The organism is Micrococcus sp. UYEF5 (assembly GCF_040546065.1).
GTDB lineage: Bacteria > Actinomycetota > Actinomycetes > Actinomycetales > Micrococcaceae > Micrococcus > Micrococcus luteus.
The window spans coordinates 288177-307702 of record NZ_JBEPNB010000001.1; the positions used below are offsets into that span (position 1 = coordinate 288177).

A 19526-nucleotide genomic window follows, 5' to 3' on the forward strand; every position below is an offset into this window, starting at 1 on the left:
GGCGCTCACATCTTCTCCGGGGCGGACACGCCGAGCAGGCCCAGGCCGTTGGCCAGCACCTGGGCGGTGGCGTCGTTGAGCCACAGGCGGGTGCGGTTGAGGGTCTCGACGGGACGCGGCGTGCCGTCGTCGGTGGGCATGGGCACGATGCGGCAGGCGGCGTACCACGAGTGGTAGGCCCCGGCGATCACCTCGAGGTGGCGGGCCACGCGGTGCGGCTCGCGCAGGCGCGCCGCCGCGGCGACGACGGCCGGGAACTCCGCCAGCTGGGCCAGCAGCTCCGACTCGGTGGCGTGGGTGAGCAGGGCGGCGTCGAACTCGGAGCGGTCCACGCCGTGGGCCTGCGCGGTGCGCGCCGCGCCCGAGGCGCGGGCGTGGGCGTACTGCACGTAGTAGACGGGGTTGTCGTTCGTGGCGGAGCGCAGCAGATCGGGGTCGATCGTCAGGGGCGAGTCCGCGGGATAGCGGGCCAGGTCATAGCGCAGGGCGTCGCGGCCGAGCCACTCCACGAGGTCCTTGAGCTCGATGATGTTGCCGGCGCGCTTGGAGAGCTTCGCGCCGTTGACCGAGATGAGCTGGCCGATGAGGATCTCGATGTTCGTCGCCGGGTCGTCGCCGGCGGCGGCGGCGATCGCCTTGAGGCGGTTCACGTAGCCGTGGTGGTCGGCGCCGAGCAGGTACACCTTCTCCTCGAAGCCGCGGTCGCGCTTGTGGAGGTAGTAGGCGGCGTCGGCGGCGAAGTAGGTCGGCTCGCCGTTGGCGCGGATGAGCACGCGGTCCTTGTCGTCGCCGAAGTCGGTGGTCTTGAGCCACACGGCGCCCTCGCGGTCCTCGATGTGGCCCTGCTCGCGCAGCCGCTGCACGGCCTGTTCGATCGCGCCGGAGTCGTGGAGCGTCTGCTCCGAGGTGAACACGTCGAAGTGCACGTCGAAGGCGGCGAGCGTGTCCTTGATGTCCTGCATCTGGAGCCGGTACGCGGCCTCTCGGACCACCGGGCGGGCGGCCTCGTCCGTCAGCTCGCGCACGTCCGGGTGCTCGAGGGCGACGGCGTCGGCCAGCTCCTGCACGTACGCGCCGGGGTAGCCGCCCGCGGGGACGTCGCGGCCGTGCAGGCGGGCGAGGACCGAGTCGGCGAACACGTTCATCTGGTTGCCGGCGTCGTTGACGTAGTACTCGGCGGTGACGTCCGCGCCGGAGGCGCGCAGCAGGCGGGCGATCGCGTCGCCCAGCGCGGCCCAGCGGGTGTGGCCGATGTGCAGCGGGCCGGTGGGGTTGGCGGAGACGAACTCCATGTTCACGGTGTGCCCGGCCAGGGCGTCGTTGCGGCCGTACTCCGGGCCGGCCTCGACGATCTCGCGGGCCAGGGCGCCGGCCGAGGCCGCGTCCAGGGTGACGTTGAGGAAGCCGGGGCCGGCGACGTCGACGGCGGCGATGCCCGGCTTCCCGGTCAGGCGCTCGGCCACGAGCCCGGCGAGGTCGCGCGGGGCCATGCCGGCCTTCTTGCCCAGCTGGAGGGCGACGTTGGTGGCCCAGTCGCCGTGCTCGCGGCTGCGGGGTCGCTCCACCTTCACGCGCGCGGGGGTGATCTCCTCCCGCAGCGCGGCGGGGAGGTCACCGGCATCGACGGCGTCGGTGAGGACAGCGGACAGCAGGGCGGAGAGGTCTTCGGGCTTCACCCGCGCAAGTCTACGGAAGGGCCGCCGCGCCCGTGCGCGTGCGAACGAGCCCTGCGAGATGGCCCCCTCCGGCCCGCGGCGGGGGCCCTTTCGCAGGGTTCGTCGGGGTGGGGGGTCAGGCGGGCCAGGCGGCGAGGCCGCCGGCGAGGGACAGGACGCGCCCGCCCGAGCTCGGGTCGGCCCCGACGACGGCGTCCCGCGCCCGGGCCGACCGGGCTCCGGCCGCGCAGTAGACCACCAGGACGCGGTCCTGCCCGGGCGCGTGGGCCGCCGGCTCCGCGAGGACGGCCTCGAGCGGGACGTGCCGATCGGCCACCGCCGCGGGGGCCTCGACCCGGCGCAGGCGGCGCTCCCAGTCCTCGCGGACGTCGAGCAGGGTGAGGGACGCGGCCCGGGCGGGGTCGGCGAGCAGGGCGGCCAGCGCGGCGGGGGCGATCTCCCCGCCCGCGGCGCCGCACGCCTCCGCCGAGTCGGGGGCGTCGGCGTCGTCCGGGCGGGGGGCCTGGGCCACGTGGGCGGACAGGTCCGTCACGGGGGTCCGCTCGGGGTCGGCCACGAGCCGCAGCTCACGGAAGCGCATCGTCAGGGCGTCCACGGAGAGCAGCCGCCCGACCAGGGGCTCGCCCACCCCGGTGAGCAGCTTGATCGCCTCGGCCGCCATGAGGGAGCCGATGATCCCGGGCAGCACCCCGAGCACCCCGGCCTGCGCGCACGAGGGCACCTCGCCGGGTTCGGGCCGCTCCGGGAACACGTCCCGGTACAGCGGCCCGCCCGGGGCGAACACGCTCACCTGCCCCGCGAACCGCAGGATCGCGCCCCACACCACGGGCACGCCGGCGATCTCGCACGCATCGGCCACGAGGTAGCGGGTCGCGTAGTTGTCCGTGCCGTCGAGCACGAGGTCCACGGCGCCGACCCGCTCGAGCGCGTTGGTCGCGGTCAGGCGTTCGCGATGCTCGACCACGCGCACCTCGGGGTGCAGGCCGCGCATCGTCGCGGCGGCGGAGGCGGTCTTGGGGCGGCCGAGGTCCGCCTCGGCGTGGATCACCTGGCGGTGCAGGTTGGAGCGGTCCACCACGTCGTCGTCGATCACGTGGACCTCCCCCACGCCCGCGGCGGCGAGGTAGGTCAGCACGGGCGCCCCGAGGCCGCCGGCACCCACCACGAGGACGCGGGAGCGCAGCAGCGCCAGCTGGGCCTCGGGGCCGAAGCCGTCCAGGCTCAGGTGGCGGGCGAAGCGCTCGAGCTGGGTGTCGGACAGCGCGGTGAGGTCGCGGGGCTCACGGGCGGCGGGGTCCAGGGCGGCGGTCACCGCTCGTCCTCCTCGGCCGTGACCCGCCCGGCCATCGGCGAGGAGGCCAGGGCGTGCTCGCGGCGCGGGATGCGCCCGGCACGGCGGGCGTGGAAGCCCGCCTCGAGCGCGAGCCGGCACGCGTGGGCCATGCGGGCGGGCTCGGCGGCGCGGGTGATCGCGGAGGCGGCGAGCACGGCGTCGCAGCCGGCCTCCATCGCCAGGGCGACGTCCGAGGCCGTGCCCACGCCGGCGTCGAGCACGATCGGCACGGAGGCGCGCGAGACGATCAGCTCCAGGTGTGCGCGATTGAGGATGCCCAGCCCCGAGCCGATCGGCGAGCCCAGCGGCATGACGGCGGCGGCGCCGGCCTGCTCGAGACGCAGCGCCATGGCGGGGTCGTCCGAGGTGTAGGCCAGGACGGTGAAGCCGTCGGCGGCGAGCCGCTCGGTGGCCTCCAGGGTCTCGACGACGTCGGGCAGCAGGGTGCGCTCGTCGGCGATGACCTCGACCTTCACGAGGTCGGTCTCGAGCGCCTCCCGGCCGAGCCGGGCGGTGAGCACGGCGTCCCGGGCGGTGTAGCAGCCGGCGGTGTTGGGCAGCACGTCGATGCCGAGGCGGTCCAGCAGCGCGACCAGGCCGTCGCGGGTGTCCGCGGACCAGCGGCGCAGCGCCACGGTGGTGAGCGTGGTGCCGGAGGCGACGAGGGCGCCCTCGAGCGCCGTGAGGTCGGTGATGCCGCCCGTGCCCATGATGAGCCGGGAGGCCAGGTCGTAGCCGCCGATCCGCAGCGGCGGGATCGCGGGGGCGGCGGGCGGGGTGCGGTGCTCGGCCATCGCTCAGCCCCCCTGCACCGCGGTGACGACGTCGACCTCGTCCCCGGCGGCCAGCGCCCGGGTGGCCCAGGCCGACCGGGGCACGACCTCGCCGCCGACCGCCACGGCCACGCCGAGTCGCCGCCCGTCCGCGGCGGCGCCGTCGTCGCCGATCGCGCGCCCGGTGACGTGCGCGACGACGTCGCGGACGGTGGCCACGGCCAGCTCGGCGGGCTCTCCGTTGAGGGTCAGGGGGAGGGTGCTCATGCGATCTCCTTCAGGCGGGCGTGCAGCAGCTCGAGGATCCGCCCGGCCGCCCAGGGGGCGAGCAGGATCCCGTGACGGTGGAAGCCGGTGGCGACGACGGCGCCCGGGGCCTCGGGCACGGCGAGCACGCGCGGGGCGTCGTCGGGGGTGCCGGGGCGGGCGGCGGTGGTGATCTCGACGAGCTCGCACTCGCGGACGGCGGGCAGGATCGCGGCGGCGTCGGCGAGCAGGTCCAGCACGGCCCCGGCGGAGGTCCCGGCCAGCCCGTCCTCGCGGGCCGAGGCGCCGACCACGAGGGTGCCGTCCGCGCGGGGCACGAGGTAGACCTGGCGCCCGTGGACGAGGCCGCGGACGGTGCGGGTGATCAGGTGCGACTCCCCCGGCAGCAGCTGCTCGGGGCGCACCCGCAGGCGCAGCACGTCGCCGTGGACGGGGCGCAGCGGGACCTCGACGGCGGTGGCCGCACCGCCGATCCCGCGATGGCCCAGGCCCGCGGCGAGGACCGCCCCGTCAGCGGTGAGGACGCCCCCGTCGGCCAGCGTGAGGCGCACTCCCTCGCCCTCCGGGTCGGCGGCGGTGACGCGTCCGGCCACGAACCGGGCGGCGGGTCCGGCGCCGGTCGGGAGCGGGCCGCCGTCGGGTCCGGTCTCGGCGCGCAGGGCGGCGACGCAGGCGGCGGCGAGCCGTCGCGGGTCCACCTGATGGTCGTCCGGCGCGTCGAAGCCGGCGGCCAGGCCCGGGGTCAGGGCGGGCTCGGCGCGGCGCAGCGCGCGGACGGAGACGGGCTCGACACGGCGGCCGAGGATCGAGGCGTGCTCGAGCACGTGGTCCCACGCGCGGGCGTCGGAGGGGTCCGCGGCCACGATCCAGGCGCCCTGTGCGAGGAAGCCCGTCTCGACGTCGGTGAAGGCGGCGAGCAGGTCGACGAGCGCCGGGTAGGCCTCCCAGCCGGCCTGCAGCAGCGGGGCGAGGTCGTCCTGGCTGAACTGGGTCTCGGCGAGCGGCGCGAGCATCCCCGCCGCGGCGTGGGTGGCCCCGGCCACGGCGTGTGGGCGCCCGGCGGTGTCCAGCTCGGGGGCGATCAGGGTGACGGCGTGGCCTGCGGCGCGCAGACGCACGGCGGCGGTGAGGCCGATGATCCCGGCCCCGACGACGGCCACGTGCACGGACCGGTCCTCCTCACGGCGGCATGACCCGCATCGAGTGGTGATGGTCGGCCGCGCCGGCGCGGCGCGCCCCTGCGGCCCTCTCAGCCCGGCGTGTGCGGCCCGGGCTCCCATGGAACTGCGGCCAGTCTGCCACAGTGGGCGCATGCACTCCCCCGATCCGCTCCTGATGACCGCGGCCGGCCGCGACGACGGCGGCACCGGCCCCGGCGCGGGCCGTCGCGCCCGCCTCGCCGCCTCCCGGCTGTACGTCTGCACCGACCTGCAGCCGTTCCTGCGCCCGGACGGCACGCTCGACTCGGCCGCGTTCGCTCACTTCTGCGCGGCGGCGTTCCGCGGCGGGGTGGACGTGATCCAGGTGCGGGACAAGGCCGTGGACGTGGCGGTCGAGCTGGCCGCGTTCGCCGTGCTCGTCCCGCTGGCCCGGGAGCACGGGGCGCTCTCGGCCGCCAACGACCGCGCCGACGTCGCCGCCCTGGCCGGGGTGGACGTGTTCCACACGGGCCAGACCGACCTGACCACCGCGCAGTGCCGCGCCCTGCTGGGCCCGGACGTGGTGCTCGGCCGCTCGTGCCACACCGGGGCGCAGGTGCGCACCGCCCGCGCGGAGGACGGCCTGGACTACTTCTGCACGGGGCCGGTGTGGGCGACGCCCACGAAGCCGGGCCGGGCCGCCGTCGGACTGGGGCTGCCGGCCCTCGCCGCGCGCCTGGACGTCGAGGACCTGGCGGGGGCGCGGCCGTGGTTCGCCATCGGCGGCGTCGACGCGGACCGGCTGCCCGAGGTCCGCGCGGCCGGGGCGGAGCGGATCGTGGTGGTCCGCGCCGTGACGCAGGCCGAGGACCCCGAGGCCGCGGCCCGGACGCTGCGCGCGGGCCTGCCCGACTGACGCGCCCCGCGGGGAGGTCACGGACGGGCCGTCCTGATGGTGTAGAGTCGACGAGTCCGCAACGCGTTCGGCGCGTCGCGAACCCCCGCCTCCGTAGCTCAGGGGATAGAGCGTCTGCCTCCGGAGCAGAAGGCCGCAGGTTCGAATCCTGCCGGGGGCACGAGCGAACAGAGCCGGACCCCCGTGGCGACACGGTGGTCCGGCTCTTCTGCGTTCTGCGGACCCGGACGCTCGAGCGGAGCGGGAGGTCCGGGTCACCGGCATTCGAGGCGGGAAATCGACCTCATGGGACGTCCCGAGGTGCGTATTCGCCGGATTTCCCGCCTCGAACGTGTCGAAGCCCGGAGGTCCCGCCCTCAGCCCCGCTGCGCATGACCGTGGTCGACGGGCCCGTGCCACGTCGGCCGCGAGGCGTCCCCGACCGCGAGCGCCTCCCCCGCCCGCATCGCGTCGGCCAGCCACGGCTTGGCCCGCTCGAGTGCGTCCTCCCAGCTCAGGCCCGCCCCGGCCAGCGTGGCCAGGGCCGAGGAGAGGGTGCAGCCGGTGCCGTGCGAGGCGCGGGTCGCCACGCGCGGGCCGCGCACCTCGTGCACGGCTCCGTCCACGCGCACGACGGCGTCCGGCATCTCCGCCGCCTCGGCCTCGTCCAGGTGCCCGCCCTTGAGCAGGACGGTCACGTCGTGCTCGGCTGCCAGGCCCCGGGCCGCGTCGAGGGCGGCGTCCCAGCCCGTCGCGTCCCGCCCGGTCAGCCGGGCCAGCTCGGGCAGGTTGGGGGTCACCAGGTGCGCCGCCCGCAGCAGCCGGGACCACGCGGCGCGCCCGTCGTCGTCGCCCACCGCGGTGAGAGCGTCCCCGCTCGAGGCCACCATGACCGGGTCCAGCACGACGACGGCGGGCAGGGTCTCCTCGAGCCAGCCGGCGACGGCCCGCATGAGCTCCACCGTGCCGAGCATGCCGATCTTCACGGCGTCCACGGCGATGTCGGCGGCGACCGAGTCGAGCTGGGCGCGCACCACGTCCACCGGCAGCGGGTGGACGGCCTGCACGCCCTGCGTGTTCTGGGCGGTGATCGCGGTGATCGCGGTCATCCCGTAGCCGCCCCACGCGGCGATGGTCTTCAGGTCGGCCTGGACACCGGCGCCGCCGCCGGAGTCGGAGCCGGCGATGCTGAGCACGCGGGGGACGGCGGGGGTCATGCGGGGGCTCCTTCGGGTCGGGGCGGATCGGCCGTCCGGGCCGGGCCGATCCCGCCCATGAGAATGTAGTCGCATGTCCCACGTCACAGAGAGCTCCCCCGCGCACCCCGGCCAAGCCGAGGAGTCGGCGCCGCTGCGGCCGACCTCCCCGCTCGGGATCGCCGCCACGTTCATCGGCACCACCATCGGCGCCGGGTACGCCTCGGGCAACGAGATCCTGCAGTACTTCGTGAGCTTCGGCCTCTGGGGCGGCACGGGGGCGCTCGTGATCGCCGGCGCACTGTTCTTCCTGCTCGCGGTGATCGTGCTGCGGCTGGCGCAGAAGCTGCGGACCACGGACATCCACCGGATCGTGAACCCCACGACGTCGCGCGTGCCCACCTGGTTCGCGGACCTGTGCATCACCACGTCCCTGCTGGGGACGCTGGTGATCATGCTGGCCGGGGCCGGGGCGGCGGTGCACACCGCGTTCGGGCTGCCCTCGCTCGTGGGCTCGCTGGTGATGGCGGCCGTCTGCGTGGTCTCGGTGCTGGCCGGCATCACGGGCCTCGTGCGCGTCCAGGCCGTGGTGGTCCCCCTGATCATCGTGGTCGCCGTCGGCGTCGCGGTGTGGGGGTTGGCGAACCCGGGGGCCGCGGTGGACGACGTCGCCGCGCTCGTGACCTCGTCCCCGCTGATCAACCAGTGGTGGCTCTCGGGCGTGCTGTACGTGGCGTTCAACATCCAGCTGGCCTACGCGGTGCTCGCCCCGATCGGCGAGGAGAGCTCCTCGCCGGGCTGCTCCCTCGTCGCCGGGGCCGGGCTCGGGGCACTGGGCCTCGTGGTGATGGCCGGCGCGGTGATGGCCGCGATGACCGCCCACGCCCAGCTGATCGGCCGCGCCGAGCTGCCCATGGTCGAGCTGGCCGCGATGATCGGCGGCTGGGCCGCCCTGCTGTACACGGTCGTCCTGCTGCTGGCGCAGTTCACGACGGCGGTCTCGTGCCTGTACGGCGGGGTGGAGCGCATCGCCCTGCTGTCCTCGATGCGCCGCGTGCCGGGCTGGGTCATCGCCGTCGTCACGGCCCTGGCCGCCACCCTGCTCTCGAGCGTCGGCTTCTCCGACCTCGTGGGCACCGTCTACCCCGTCCTCGGCTACGCCGGCATCGTCATCATCGTGATGCTGGTCGTGACGTGGATCGTCGAGCGCACCACGGTACGCCGGCGGGCGGCCCGCGCGGCGCGCGCCTGAGCGGCCCGCCGCATGGCCGCTGCCGACGGCGGTGAGGCCCCGCAGGGGACGTGCTAGGGTCGTTCGCATCCCACGGGAGCCCCACGGCACGGGGCTGAGACCGGGCTGACGCCGCCCGGAGACCGTCTGAACCTGTCCGGGTCATTCCGGCGAAGGAAGAAGGAGCCGCGGCCATGTCCGTTTCCGAGCGCACCCCCCTGCCCGCAGCCGAGTCGACGGCCGAGGTCGTCGCCGAGGAGAACTACCCCACGCACCGTCTGGGCTGGCTCGAGGACGCCGAGCACGGCATCCGCGTGCCCGTCACCGAGGTCCACCAGGACGACTCCCCCAACGGCACGCCCAATGCGCCCCTGACCGTCTACCGCACCATGGGCCCGGGCTCCGTGCCCGAGCGCGGCCTGCCCGCCCAGCGCGCCGAGTGGATCCGCGCCCGCGGCGACGTCGAGGAGTACGAGGGCCGCGAGCGCGACCTGCTCGACGACGGCCGCTCGGCCGTGCGCCGCGGCGCCGCCTCACAGGAGTGGGCCGGCGAGCGCCGCCCCCCGCTGCGTGCCAAGGAGGGCGCGCGCGTCACCCAGATGCACTACGCCCGGCGCGGCGAGATCACCCCGGAGATGCGCTACGTCGCCCTGCGCGAGGGCGTGGACGTGGAGCTGGTGCGCTCCGAGGTCGCGGCCGGCCGCGCCATCATCCCGGCGAACGTGAACCACCCCGAGTCGGAGCCGATGATCATCGGCAAGGCGTTCGCCGTGAAGGTCAACGCGAACATCGGCAACTCGGCGGTGACGTCGTCGATCGCCGAGGAGGTCTCGAAGCTGCAGTGGGCCACCCGCTGGGGCGCGGACACCGTGATGGACCTGTCCACGGGCGACGACATCCACACCACCCGCGAGTGGATCCTGCGCAACTCCCCCGTGCCGATCGGCACCGTGCCGATCTACCAGGCCCTCGAGAAGGTCGGCGGCGACCACCAGGCCCTGACCTGGGAGATTTTCCGCGACACCGTGATCGAGCAGTGCGAGCAGGGCGTGGACTACATGACCGTGCACGCCGGCGTGCTGCTGCGCCACGTGCCGCTGTCCGCGGACCGCGTGACCGGCATCGTCTCCCGCGGCGGCTCGATCATGGCCGGCTGGTGCCTGGGCCACCACAAGGAGAACTTCCTCTACGAGAACTACGACGAGCTCTGCGAGATCTTCGCGCGCTACGACGTCGCGTTCTCCCTGGGCGACGGCCTGCGGCCGGGCTCCGTGGCCGACGCCAACGACGCCGCCCAGTTCGCCGAGCTCGACACGTTGGCCGAGCTGACGGAGCGGGCGTGGGCGTACGACGTGCAGGTCATGGTGGAGGGCCCCGGCCACATCCCGCTGCACCTGGTGAGGGAGAACGTGGAGCGCCAGCAGGAGCTGTGCAAGGGCGCCCCGTTCTATACGCTCGGCCCCCTCGTCACGGACATCGCCCCGGCGTACGACCACATCACCTCGGCCATCGGCGCCACCGAGATCGCCCGCTACGGCACCGCGATGCTCTGCTACGTCACGCCCAAGGAGCACCTGGGCCTGCCGAACCGGGACGACGTGAAGACGGGGGTGATCACCTACAAGATCGCCGCGCACGCCGCCGACGTCGCCAAGGGCCACCCCGGCGCCCGCGACCGCGACGACGCCCTGTCCAAGGCGCGCTTCGAGTTCCGCTGGCGCGACCAGTTCGGCCTCGGCCTGGACCCCCAGCTCGCCGAGGAGTACCACGACGAGACGCTGCCGGCCGAGCCCGCCAAGACCGCCCACTTCTGCTCGATGTGCGGGCCGAAGTTCTGCTCCATGCGCATCAGCCAGGACATCCGCAGCGAGTTCGGCGGCGCGTCCGAGCAGGCGCGGATCGCCGAGGCCGGCATGGCCGCGAAGTCCGCGGAGTTCCGGGCCGCCGGTGGGTCCGTGTACCTGCCGGAGCCGAGCCTGCGCCGGCCCCAGGGGGACGCGGTGCTCGCGAGGGACTGAGCGGTCCGTGCCGCGGCGGGGGCCAGGGTGCCGGCCTTGAGCACCTCCCCCGCGCGCGGTGCGAACCTGCCCTGGGCGCGCTCCCGGGCGGCGTCGCCCCGACCGCGGTCGTTCCCAGCGTCTCCCCCTTCGCCACACGTGGCGGCTGCGGGCCGGGCGGCTCGAGTGACGAGGTCCGGCCGTGCCTCCTGCACAGGTGTCCGCATACGGCGTTGCGTCCCCGGGCGTCGCGTTCCGGCTCCGGAAGTCCGGGGCCGCTCCTAGGCTCGGGTGCATGAGCGCGCACCACGCCGACGACGGCCTCCCCACCCCCGCCGAGGATCCACCGGCGGGCGGGCGACAGGCGCCGCCGAGTGGCGTCGTCGTGGGTGAGGACGGGCGAGCCCGCCCGCCGTGGGCGGCACGGGATCCGCTGCTGCGGGAGTACTACGACACGGAGTGGGGCCTGCCCGTCACGGACGAGCAGGGCCTGTTCGAGCGCCTCGTGCTCGAGGCGTTCCAGTCGGGCCTGAGCTGGCGGACCGTCTTGGCCAAGCGGCCGCGGTTCCGTCAGGTGTTCGCGGGATTCGACGTGGACGCCGTCGCGGCGTTCGGGGACGCGGAGGTCGAGGCGCTGCTGGCGGACCCCGGCATCATCCGGAACCGGCGCAAGATCGAGGCGGCGATCGCGAACGCACGAGCCGTCGTCGGGATGCGCGGCGAGCGGTTCGCCCCGCTGCACCCGGGCTCCCCCGGCGCGGGCCCCGCCTGGCACGGCGACGGCGACCGGCCGGTCCGCGGTCTGCCGGGGCTGGTCTGGGCGCACCAGCCTGCCGCGACCCCCCGGCCGGAGACGGTGGCGCAGGTCCCCTCGACCTCGGACGAGTCGCGCGCGCTCGCGAGGGCGCTGAAGGCGCACGGCTGCCGATTCGTGGGGCCGACCACGTGCTTCGCCCTGATGGAGGCCGCCGGGATCGTGGACACCCACCTTCTCGGCTCCTGGCGAAGAGGGGCGTCCGGGATCTGGGAGTGAGCGGGGGCCTCCGGCAGGATGGGGAGCTCAACGCAGGACGTCCACACGAAAGGGTGACGACTGATGACCACCACCTCCGCCTCTCAGGGCTACCGCACGATCAACCCGGCCACCGGGGAGCTGCTGAAGTCCTTCGACAACGCCACGGATCAGCAGATCGCCGACGCCCTCGACGCCTCGCAGGCCGCGTACGAGCAGTGGTCCCGGAAGTCGGTGGCCGAGCGCGCCGCCGTCGTGAAGCGGATCTCCGAGCTGCTGGCCGAGCGCTCCAAGGATATCGCCGCGCTGATCACCACGGAGATGGGCAAGTCCCTCGGCGCGGCGGTCGGCGAGGTGCGCTACGGCGCCCAGATCTTCGGGTACTACGCGGACGAGGCCGAGGAGCTGCTCGCGGACCAGCGGATCAAGCAGTTCTCCGGGCAGGAGGCGTTCATCCAGCGGCTGCCGCTCGGCCCGCTGCTGGGGATCATGCCGTGGAACTTCCCGGTGTACCAGGTGGCCCGTTTCGTGGCGCCGAACCTCGTGCTGGGCAACACCATCCTGCTCAAGCACGCCGAGATCAACCCGCAGGTGGCGCAGCTGCTGGAAGAGCTCTTCACCGAAGCCGGGCTCCCGGAGGGCGTGTACCAGAACGTGTTCGCCACCCACGACCAGATCTCCACGATCATCGCCGATCCGCGCGTGCAGGGCGTGTCCCTCACCGGTTCGGAGCGGGCCGGCGCCACCGTCGCCGAGCAGGCCGGTCGGCACCTCAAGAAGGTCGTGCTCGAACTCGGCGGCTCCGATCCGTACATCGTGCTCTCCGCGCCGGACGCCCGCGCCGCCGCCCGCGACGCACTGGCCACCCGGATGGGCAACTGGGGCCAGGCCTGCAACTCGAACAAGCGCATGATCGTCATGGAGGACATCTACGACGACTTCGTGGATGAGCTGGTCCAGCGCTCCTCGGCGATGAAGCCCGGCGACCCGACCTCGCGCGACGCCGACGTCTACGGCCCGCTGTCCTCCGAGTCCGCGGCCGACGGGCTCACCGAGCAGATCGCCGCGGCCAAGGAGGCCGGCGCCACCGTCCACGTGGGCGGCGAGCGCGTCTCCGGCCCGGAGGGCGAGGGCTTCTACGTCTCCCCGGCCGTGATCACGGACGTGGACCAGGAGAACCCCGCCTACACGCAGGAGCTGTTCGGCATGGCCGCCGTGGTCTACAAGGTGTCCTCGGCCGAGGAGGCCGTGGCGCTGGCCAACGACTCCCAGTACGGTCTCGGCGGCGCCGTGTTCTCCACGGACCTGGACGAGGCCAAGCGCGTGGCCGACCAGCTCGAGGTGGGGATGGCGAACGTGAACCTCGCCTCCGCCGCCGGCGCGAACCTGCCCTTCGGCGGCGTGAAGCGCTCGGGCTTCGGCCGCGAGCTCGGCCCCATGGCCGTGGACGAGTTCGCCAACAAGCGCCTGTACGCGGTGCAGGGCCCCCTGGAGGGCTGACCCCGGGCCGGGTCGGCCGGGCGGGTCCACCGCTCCGGCCGGCCCGTCGGCCCCTCAGCCGCGCAGCGGGACGGTCGCCAGCACCTCGTGCAGCGGCCCGCCGGACCGGCCCTCGCCGAGCCGGGACGCCACGACCTCGACCTCGTCCGCGGTCCACTCCGGCCCGCGGTACATGGCGAGCGCGTGCACGGCCTCGGCCAACAGGACGGTGGCCGGCGCCGGCGGACGGGGCTCGCCCCGCCTCCGACCCCGGGGCCGCGGTGCAGCCGCCGAGGCCCGCGCCACGGTGAGGTGGGCGCGCCGGCGGTCCCGGCCGTCGTCGTCGGCGAGCCAGGGCTCCGCCAGGAGCGCGCCGAGCTCCCGGACCTGCCCACCCACCCCCACCCAGAGCGTGCGGTGCGAGAACTCCCCCGCCCCGGCCAGGTGCAGGTCCAGCGGCGCATGGCCCGCCGCGATGCGGCCGGCGACGGCGACGACGTCGTCCACGGCGCCGGCGGGCACCTCCGGGTGGAACGCCAGCGTCAGGTGCCGCTGCTCCGGCTCGGTCCAGCACAGCGCGCGTCCGGCCCGGTCCCGGACGCCGTCGAGGGCCGGCTCGAGGTGGTCGAGCACGGCCCTCGGCGGACGGATCGCGAGGAAGAGCCTCACGCCTGCGCGCGCGGATCTGCGGCGGCTGCGGTCGAGCCCCCGGCGGCGTCCCGCGTCATGGCGGCCGGGGCCACGTCCGGGTGCGGCTCGCGGCCGGCCACGATGTCGATCGCGCCGGTGAACTCGGCGTCGATCCGCCGCTGCACCCGGCGCGAGCGCTGGGTCACGAGGGACACCACCACACCCACCACGAAGGCGGCGACGAAGCCCGGCAGCAGCTCGTACAGGCCGAACCACTCCCACGTCTCGGCACTGGCCTCGGACCACACCCAGGCGACGGCGGCGCCGGTGACCATGGCGGCCATCGCCCCCCACGAGGTGAACCGCGGCCAGTACAGGGCGAGCAGGATCACAGGGCCGAAGGCGGCGCCGAAGCCGGCCCACGCGAAGGAGACGAGCTCGAGCACGGAGGAGTCCGGGTTGAGGGCGAGCAGCCCCGCCACGAGCGCCACCACCAGCACGCCGATGCGGCCGAGCCACAGGGTGAACGTCGGGGAACCGGTGCGCCCGCGCAGCATGTAGAGGTCCTCCACCAGGGCGGAGGAGCACACGATCAGCTGCGAGGAGAGCGTGGACATGATCGCGGCGAGGACGGCGGCCAGCACCAGGCCGGCCACGAACGGGTGGAACATGATCGAGGCAAGCACCAGGAACACGGTCTCCGGGTCCTCGAGCGTGGTGCCGGGGTTGGCCTGGAAGTAGGCGATGCCCACGAGGGCCACCATCACGGCACCGAACACGGACAGCGCCATCCAGCCGATGCCGACGCGCCGGGCGACGGCCGCGTCGTGCGGGGTGCGCAGGGCCATGAAGCGGACGATGATGTGCGGCTGGCCGAAGTAGCCCAGGCCCCAGGCGAGGGAGGACAGGACGCCGATCAGCGTTGCGTTCTCGAACATCGAGAAGTGGTTCACTCCGCCGCCGGCGGCGTCGGCGGCGCGGATGCCCTCGACGACGGCGTCCCAGCCGCCCATGGTCAGGATCACGACGATGGGGACGGCCAGCAGGGAGAGGAACATGAGGATGCCCTGGGCCACGTCCGTCAGCGAGGCGCCGAGGAAGCCGCCGAACAGGGTGTAGAGCACCGTGATGCCCGCGACCACGAGCATGCCGGTGAGGTAGTTGATGCTGATGCCCTGGGCGTAGAAGGAGTCGGGGCCGAAGGTGGACTCGACGAACTTGCCGCCGGCCACCATGCCCGAGGACACGTAGAAGGTGAAGAACACGAGGATGATCAGGCCGGCCACGATCCGCAGGATGTGCGTGCGGTCCTTGAATCGGTTCTCGAGGAAGGACGGGATCGTGATCGAGTTCCCGGCCACCTCGGTGTAGGAGCGCAGGCGGGGGGCGACCACGCGCCAGTTCACCCACGCGCCCACGGTCAGGCCGACCGCCATCCAGCCCTCGACCAGGCCCGCGGCGTAGATCGCGCCGGGCAGGCCCATCAGGAGCCAGCCGGACATGTCGGACGCACCCGCGGAGAGCGCCGCGACGGACGGCTTCATGTCGCGTCCTGCGAGCATGTAGTCGTCGAGGTCGGTGTTCTTGCGGGAGGCGTACAGGCCGATCGCGATCATCGCGAGGAAATAGAGGCCGATCGCCGCCAACAGGAAGACGGTGTTCGTGTCCATGGGCTCCAGAGAATCACATCCGGACTCTCAGCCCCAGTCCCAGGTCCGTCCCAGATTCGCCCCGTCCGGGTCGGCCCGGGCCCCCGCGCGCCTAGGATGGAGGCCGTCATGACGCAGACTCCCCCGCCCTCCACGCCCGCCGCGCAGCCGTCGGCGACGCCCCACGACGCCGTCGCGATCACGTTCCCCGAACACCTGCCGGTGGCGGAGCGCCGTGAGGAGATCATGGCCGCGATCCGCGACCACCAGGTGGTGATCGTCGCGGGCGAGACCGGCTCGGGCAAGACCACGCAGCTGCCGAAGATGTGCCTGGCCCTCGGGCTCGGGGAGGCCGGCTCGATCGGCCACACCCAGCCCCGGCGCATCGCCGCCCGCTCCGTGGCCGAACGCATCGCGCAGGAGCTGGGCGAGGAGATCGGGCAGACGGTCGGCTACCAGGTCCGCTTCACGGCGCAGACCTCGAAGGCCACCCGGGTCAAGGTCATGACGGACGGCATCCTGCTGGCCGAGATCCCCCACGACCCGCAGCTGCGCCGCTACTCCGTGATCATCGTGGACGAGGCCCACGAGCGCAGCCTCAACATCGACTTCCTCCTGGGCTACCTGCGCAACCTGCTGCCCCAGCGCCCGGACCTGAAGGTGATCATCACCTCGGCCACCATCGACCCGGAGCGCTTCGCCCGGCACTTCGGCCGGCCGCTGGCCGCGGGCGAGGACCATGCGGACGCGGTGGAGGCCGACGACGGCGGCCGCGTGGTCCCGGCGCCGATCATCGAGGTCTCGGGGCGCACCTACCCCGTCGAGATCCGCTACCGGCCGCTGACCGACGAGCCCTCCCCCGACGACCCCGAGGACGATGCGGACGACGCCGCCGAGACCCGCGACCCCCTCGACGCGATCGGCGACGCCGTCCTCGAGCTGGCCGCCGAGCCGCCGGGTGACATCCTCGTGTTCCTGCCGGGCGAGCGGGAGATCCGCGAGGCCGCGGACCACCTGACAGGCGTCGTCGCCGGCACCACGCGCCTGGCCGGCACGGAGATCCTGCCGCTGTTCGGCCGCCTGTCCATGGCGGAGCAGCACCGCGTGTTCGGCCGCGCCGGGGCCGGGGTGCGCCGGCGGATCGTGCTGGCCACGAACGTCGCCGAGACGTCCCTGACCGTGCCGGGCATCAAGTACGTGATCGACACGGGCACCGCGCGCATCTCGCGCTACTCGAACCGCACCAAGGTGCAGCGCCTGCCGATCGAGCGCGTCTCCCAGGCCAGCGCGAACCAGCGCGCGGGCCGGTCCGGCCGCACCTCGGACGGCATCGCGATCCGCCTGTACTCGGAGGAAGACTACCTCTCCCGCCCCGAGTTCACGGACCCGGAGATCCTGCGCACCTCCCTGGCCTCGGTGATCCTGCAGATGCTCTCCCTCGGCGTGGCCCGCACCCCGGGCGACGTCAAGGAGTTCCCCTTCGTCCAGCCGCCGGACGGCCGTCAGGTCACCGACGGCGCCACCACGCTCACCGAGCTCGGCGCGCTCGAGGCCGGCGGCGCCCGCGCGGGCACCATCACCCGGGTCGGACGCCGCCTGGCCCGCCTGCCCGTGGACCCGCGGCTGGGTCGCATGATCCTCGAGGCCGGTGAGCGCGGCTGCGTCCGGGAGGTCATGGTGATCGCCGCGGCCCTGACCATCCAGGACCCCCGCGAGCGCCCCACGGAGCAGCGCGAGGCCGCGGACGAGCTGCACCGCCGGTTCGCGGACGAGAACTCGGACTTCTCCGCGATCCTGAACCTCTGGGCCTACCTGCACGAGCGGCAGAAGGAGCTCTCCGGCTCCCAGTTCCGCAAGCTGTGCCGCCGTGAGCACATCAACTGGCTGCGCGTGCAGGAGTGGCAGGACCTGGTGCGCCAGCTGCGCCAGCTCGCCAAGGACGTGGGCCTCACCGTCGAGTCCGGACCCGTGGACCCGGTCGGCCGGCACGAGGCGGTGCACAAGTCCCTGCTCACGGGCCTGCTCTCGCAGATCGGCGCCTACGACGAGCGCCGTCGCGAGTACGTGGGCGCCCGCGGCACCCGCTTCGCCGTGTTCCCCGGCTCCGCCCTGTTCAAGAAGCGCCACCCGTTCGTCATGGCCGCCGAGCTCGTGGAGACCTCCCGGCTGTGGGCGCGCACGGTGGCCCGGATCGAGCCGGAGTGGGCCGAGGAGGTCGCCGGCCACCTCGTCAAGCGGACCTACAACGAGCCGCACTGGTCGCGGCGGGCGGCTTCCGTCGTCGCGCGCGAGAAGGTGACGCTGTTCGGCGTCACTCTGATCCCGGACCGCTCGGTCCGGTACGGCCGGATCGACCCGGAGCTCTCCCGCGAGCTGTTCATCCGGCACGCCCTCGTGGAGGGCGACTGGCGCACGCGTCACCGGTTCTTCGCCCGCAACCGGGCTGCGCTCGAGGAGGTCGACGCCCTCGAGACGCGCCTGCGCCGCCGCGACCTGCGGATCGGGGACGAGGACCTGTTCGCCTTCTACGACGCGCGGATCCCGGGAAACGTCGTCTCCGAGCGGCACTTCGACGCGTGGTGGAAGAAGGCGCGCCAGGATCAGCCGGACCTGCTGGACCTCGACGTCGCCGCCCTGCTCACCGCCGACGCCGAGGACCTGGACACCGACGCGTTCCCCACCACGTTCACGTATCCGATGCCCGGCGGCGACGTGGAGCTCGACCTCGAGTACACGTTCGACCCGACCGGCGCGGCCGGCACCGACGGCGTGACCGTGGCCGTGCCGATCCTGCTGCTCAACCAGGTCTCCCCCGGCCCCTTCGCGTGGCTGGTCCCCGGCCTGCGGGTCGAGCTCGTCACCGCCCTCATCAAGGCGTTGCCCAAGGCCGTGCGCAAGAACCTCGTGCCCGCCCCGGACGTGGCCCAGCAGCTCGTCGCGGACCTCGAGGCCCACGCCGACCCGCTGCGGGACGAGCTGCCGGACGCGCTGTCCGCGGCCGTGCGCCGGGTGCGCGGCGTGGTGGTGGAGCCCGGACTGTGGGCCCCGGACGCGGTGCCCCTGCACCTGCGGATGGACTACCGCGTCGTGGACGCCCGCGGCGCCGTGATGGGCGCCGGCCAGGACCTGCCCGCGCTGCAGGCCCGGCTCGCGCAGGCCAACCGCTCCGCGATCGCCGCCCGGCTCGCCGGCACCGACGACCCCGCCTCGGCCCGGCCGGGGCCGCGCGGCACGGGCCGCGGCGGCCGGGCCCAGGCCGACGGGCGGGCCGGGGCCGAGGGACGCCGTCGCCCGGAGGGCCCCGGGCGGTCCGGCGCGACGCCGGCCTTCGAGGAGCGGCACGGGCTGACCTCATGGAGCATCGGCACGGTGCCGAAGACCGTCTCCACCGCGGCCGGGGCGCGCGGCCCCGCCATCACGGGCTACCCGAGCCTGGTGCCCGAGACCACGCCCGACGGCGGCCCCGCGGCCGGCCTGACCGTGGCCCGGTCCGCGGAGGACCAGGCGGCCTGGCACCGGGCCGGGGTGATCCGGCTGCTGCTGGCCACCCTGCCCAGCCCCCAGCGCTACGTGCTGGACCACCTGGACAACAGGGAGAAGCTCACCTTCACCCAGAATCCGCACGGCTCGGTGGACTCCCTCGTCGCGGACTGCACGCAGGCCGCCGTCGACCGTCTCGTCGGGGACGAGCTGCCGTTCGACGAGGCCGCGTTCCGCGCCCTGTTCGACCGGGTGCGGGCCGACCTGATCGACACGGTCTTCGCCGTCACGTCCCTGGTGGAGCAGGTGCTCTCCCGGGCCGCGCAGGTGCGACGCCGGCTCAAGGGCTCGGTCTCGCTCGCCCTCGCGCCGGCGCTGTCGGACGTGAAGGCACACCTCGAGCAGCTCGTGTTCCCCGGCTTCGTGGCCACCACGGGCTGGGAGCGGCTGCAGCACCTGCCGCGCTACCTGCAGGGCATGCTGACGCGCCTGGACCGGTTGGACGCCGGCGGCCACCTGCAGCGCGACGGGCAGCACATGGCGGTGGTGCAGGGGCTCGAGGACGAGTTCGACGCCGCCGTCGCGGCCCACCGCGCCCGGTTCGCGGGCACGCCCGTGCCCGCGGAGCTGGAGCGGGTGCGCTGGCTCATCGAGGAGCTGCGCGTCTCGTTCTTCGCCCAGGAGCTGGGCACGGCGGTCTCGGTCTCCGAGAAGCGGGTGCGTCAGGCGCTCGCCCGGGCCACGCGCGCCTGAGTCGGGCCCGGGCGGC

At 74.3% G+C, this 19526-nt stretch carries 14 protein-coding genes and 1 tRNA gene; 7 read left to right on the forward strand and 8 right to left on the reverse strand.

The window, feature by feature from the left end; translation table 11 throughout:
* Positions 1–5: 5 nt before the first annotated feature.
* From argS to ABIB16_RS01415, 5 genes are all read right to left on the reverse strand, one after another.
* A complete protein-coding gene (argS, locus tag ABIB16_RS01395; RefSeq protein ID WP_271437764.1) occupies positions 6–1676 on the reverse strand; it encodes an arginine--tRNA ligase in 1671 nt (556 codons plus the stop codon).
* A gap of 115 nt (positions 1677–1791) precedes the next feature.
* Positions 1792–2988 (reverse strand): molybdopterin-synthase adenylyltransferase MoeB, encoded by a 1197-nt coding sequence (gene moeB, locus ABIB16_RS01400; RefSeq protein WP_271437765.1) that lies wholly within the window; start codon positions 2986–2988, stop codon positions 1792–1794.
* Entirely contained in the window at positions 2985–3803 is an 819-nt protein-coding gene (locus ABIB16_RS01405; protein WP_036316581.1) for a thiazole synthase, read from the reverse strand. Before ABIB16_RS01405 ends, moeB begins: the two co-directional genes overlap by 4 nt.
* 3 nt (positions 3804–3806) lie before the next feature.
* Positions 3807–4049, reverse strand: coding sequence for a sulfur carrier protein ThiS (gene thiS / locus ABIB16_RS01410; protein ID WP_101965570.1), 243 nt, complete (start codon positions 4047–4049; stop codon positions 3807–3809).
* Complete coding sequence (locus ABIB16_RS01415; protein WP_101965571.1) at positions 4046–5215, reverse strand: FAD-dependent oxidoreductase; 1170 nt, start codon at positions 5213–5215, stop codon at positions 4046–4048. The genes thiS and ABIB16_RS01415 overlap by 4 nt, the downstream gene beginning before the upstream one ends.
* Positions 5216–5360: 145 nt before the next feature.
* On the opposite strand from ABIB16_RS01415, the gene thiE reads away from it, so the two are divergent.
* Together thiE and ABIB16_RS01425 are read left to right on the forward strand one after the other, a co-directional pair.
* Positions 5361–6104, forward strand: coding sequence for a thiamine phosphate synthase (gene thiE, locus ABIB16_RS01420; RefSeq protein ID WP_271437766.1), 744 nt, complete (start codon positions 5361–5363; stop codon positions 6102–6104).
* Between the two features lie 87 nt (positions 6105–6191).
* A tRNA-Arg gene (locus ABIB16_RS01425) sits at positions 6192–6264 on the forward strand.
* 196 nt (positions 6265–6460) lie between these two features.
* Here ABIB16_RS01425 and thiD read toward each other — a convergent pair.
* Positions 6461–7300 (reverse strand): bifunctional hydroxymethylpyrimidine kinase/phosphomethylpyrimidine kinase, encoded by an 840-nt coding sequence (gene thiD, locus ABIB16_RS01430; RefSeq protein ID WP_271437767.1) that lies wholly within the window; start codon positions 7298–7300, stop codon positions 6461–6463.
* A gap of 73 nt (positions 7301–7373) precedes the next feature.
* Here thiD and ABIB16_RS01435 point away from each other — a divergent pair, with 73 nt between their 5' ends.
* The 4 genes from ABIB16_RS01435 to ABIB16_RS01450 all read left to right on the forward strand — a co-directional run bounded on the left by ABIB16_RS01435 (position 7374) and on the right by ABIB16_RS01450 (position 13019).
* A complete protein-coding gene (locus tag ABIB16_RS01435) occupies positions 7374–8531 on the forward strand; it encodes a YkvI family membrane protein (protein ID WP_158184553.1) in 1158 nt (385 codons plus the stop codon).
* A gap of 173 nt (positions 8532–8704) precedes the next feature.
* Positions 8705–10528, forward strand: coding sequence for a phosphomethylpyrimidine synthase ThiC (gene thiC, locus ABIB16_RS01440; protein ID WP_242934214.1), 1824 nt, complete (start codon positions 8705–8707; stop codon positions 10526–10528).
* A 274-nt stretch (positions 10529–10802) separates the two neighbouring features.
* Complete coding sequence (locus tag ABIB16_RS01445) at positions 10803–11540, forward strand: DNA-3-methyladenine glycosylase I (protein ID WP_242934213.1); 738 nt, start codon at positions 10803–10805, stop codon at positions 11538–11540.
* A 63-nt stretch (positions 11541–11603) separates the two neighbouring features.
* Positions 11604–13019, forward strand: a complete 1416-nt coding sequence (locus tag ABIB16_RS01450) for an NAD-dependent succinate-semialdehyde dehydrogenase (protein WP_036381712.1) — start codon at positions 11604–11606, stop codon at positions 13017–13019.
* A gap of 54 nt (positions 13020–13073) precedes the next feature.
* Here the strand turns inward: ABIB16_RS01450 and ABIB16_RS01455 are convergent, their stop codons facing one another.
* Both ABIB16_RS01455 and putP read right to left on the reverse strand, forming a co-directional pair.
* Positions 13074–13631, reverse strand: a complete 558-nt coding sequence (locus tag ABIB16_RS01455; RefSeq protein WP_438861366.1) for a 2'-5' RNA ligase family protein — start codon at positions 13629–13631, stop codon at positions 13074–13076.
* Between the two features lie 32 nt (positions 13632–13663).
* Positions 13664–15298, reverse strand: coding sequence for a sodium/proline symporter PutP (gene putP / locus ABIB16_RS01460; protein WP_144919008.1), 1635 nt, complete (start codon positions 15296–15298; stop codon positions 13664–13666).
* A 108-nt stretch (positions 15299–15406) separates the two neighbouring features.
* On the opposite strand from putP, the gene hrpA reads away from it, so the two are divergent.
* On the forward strand, positions 15407–19510 hold the full coding sequence (gene hrpA, locus ABIB16_RS01465) for an ATP-dependent RNA helicase HrpA (RefSeq protein ID WP_354436009.1): 4104 nt from the start codon (positions 15407–15409) through the stop codon (positions 19508–19510).
* Positions 19511–19526 lie beyond the last annotated feature (16 nt).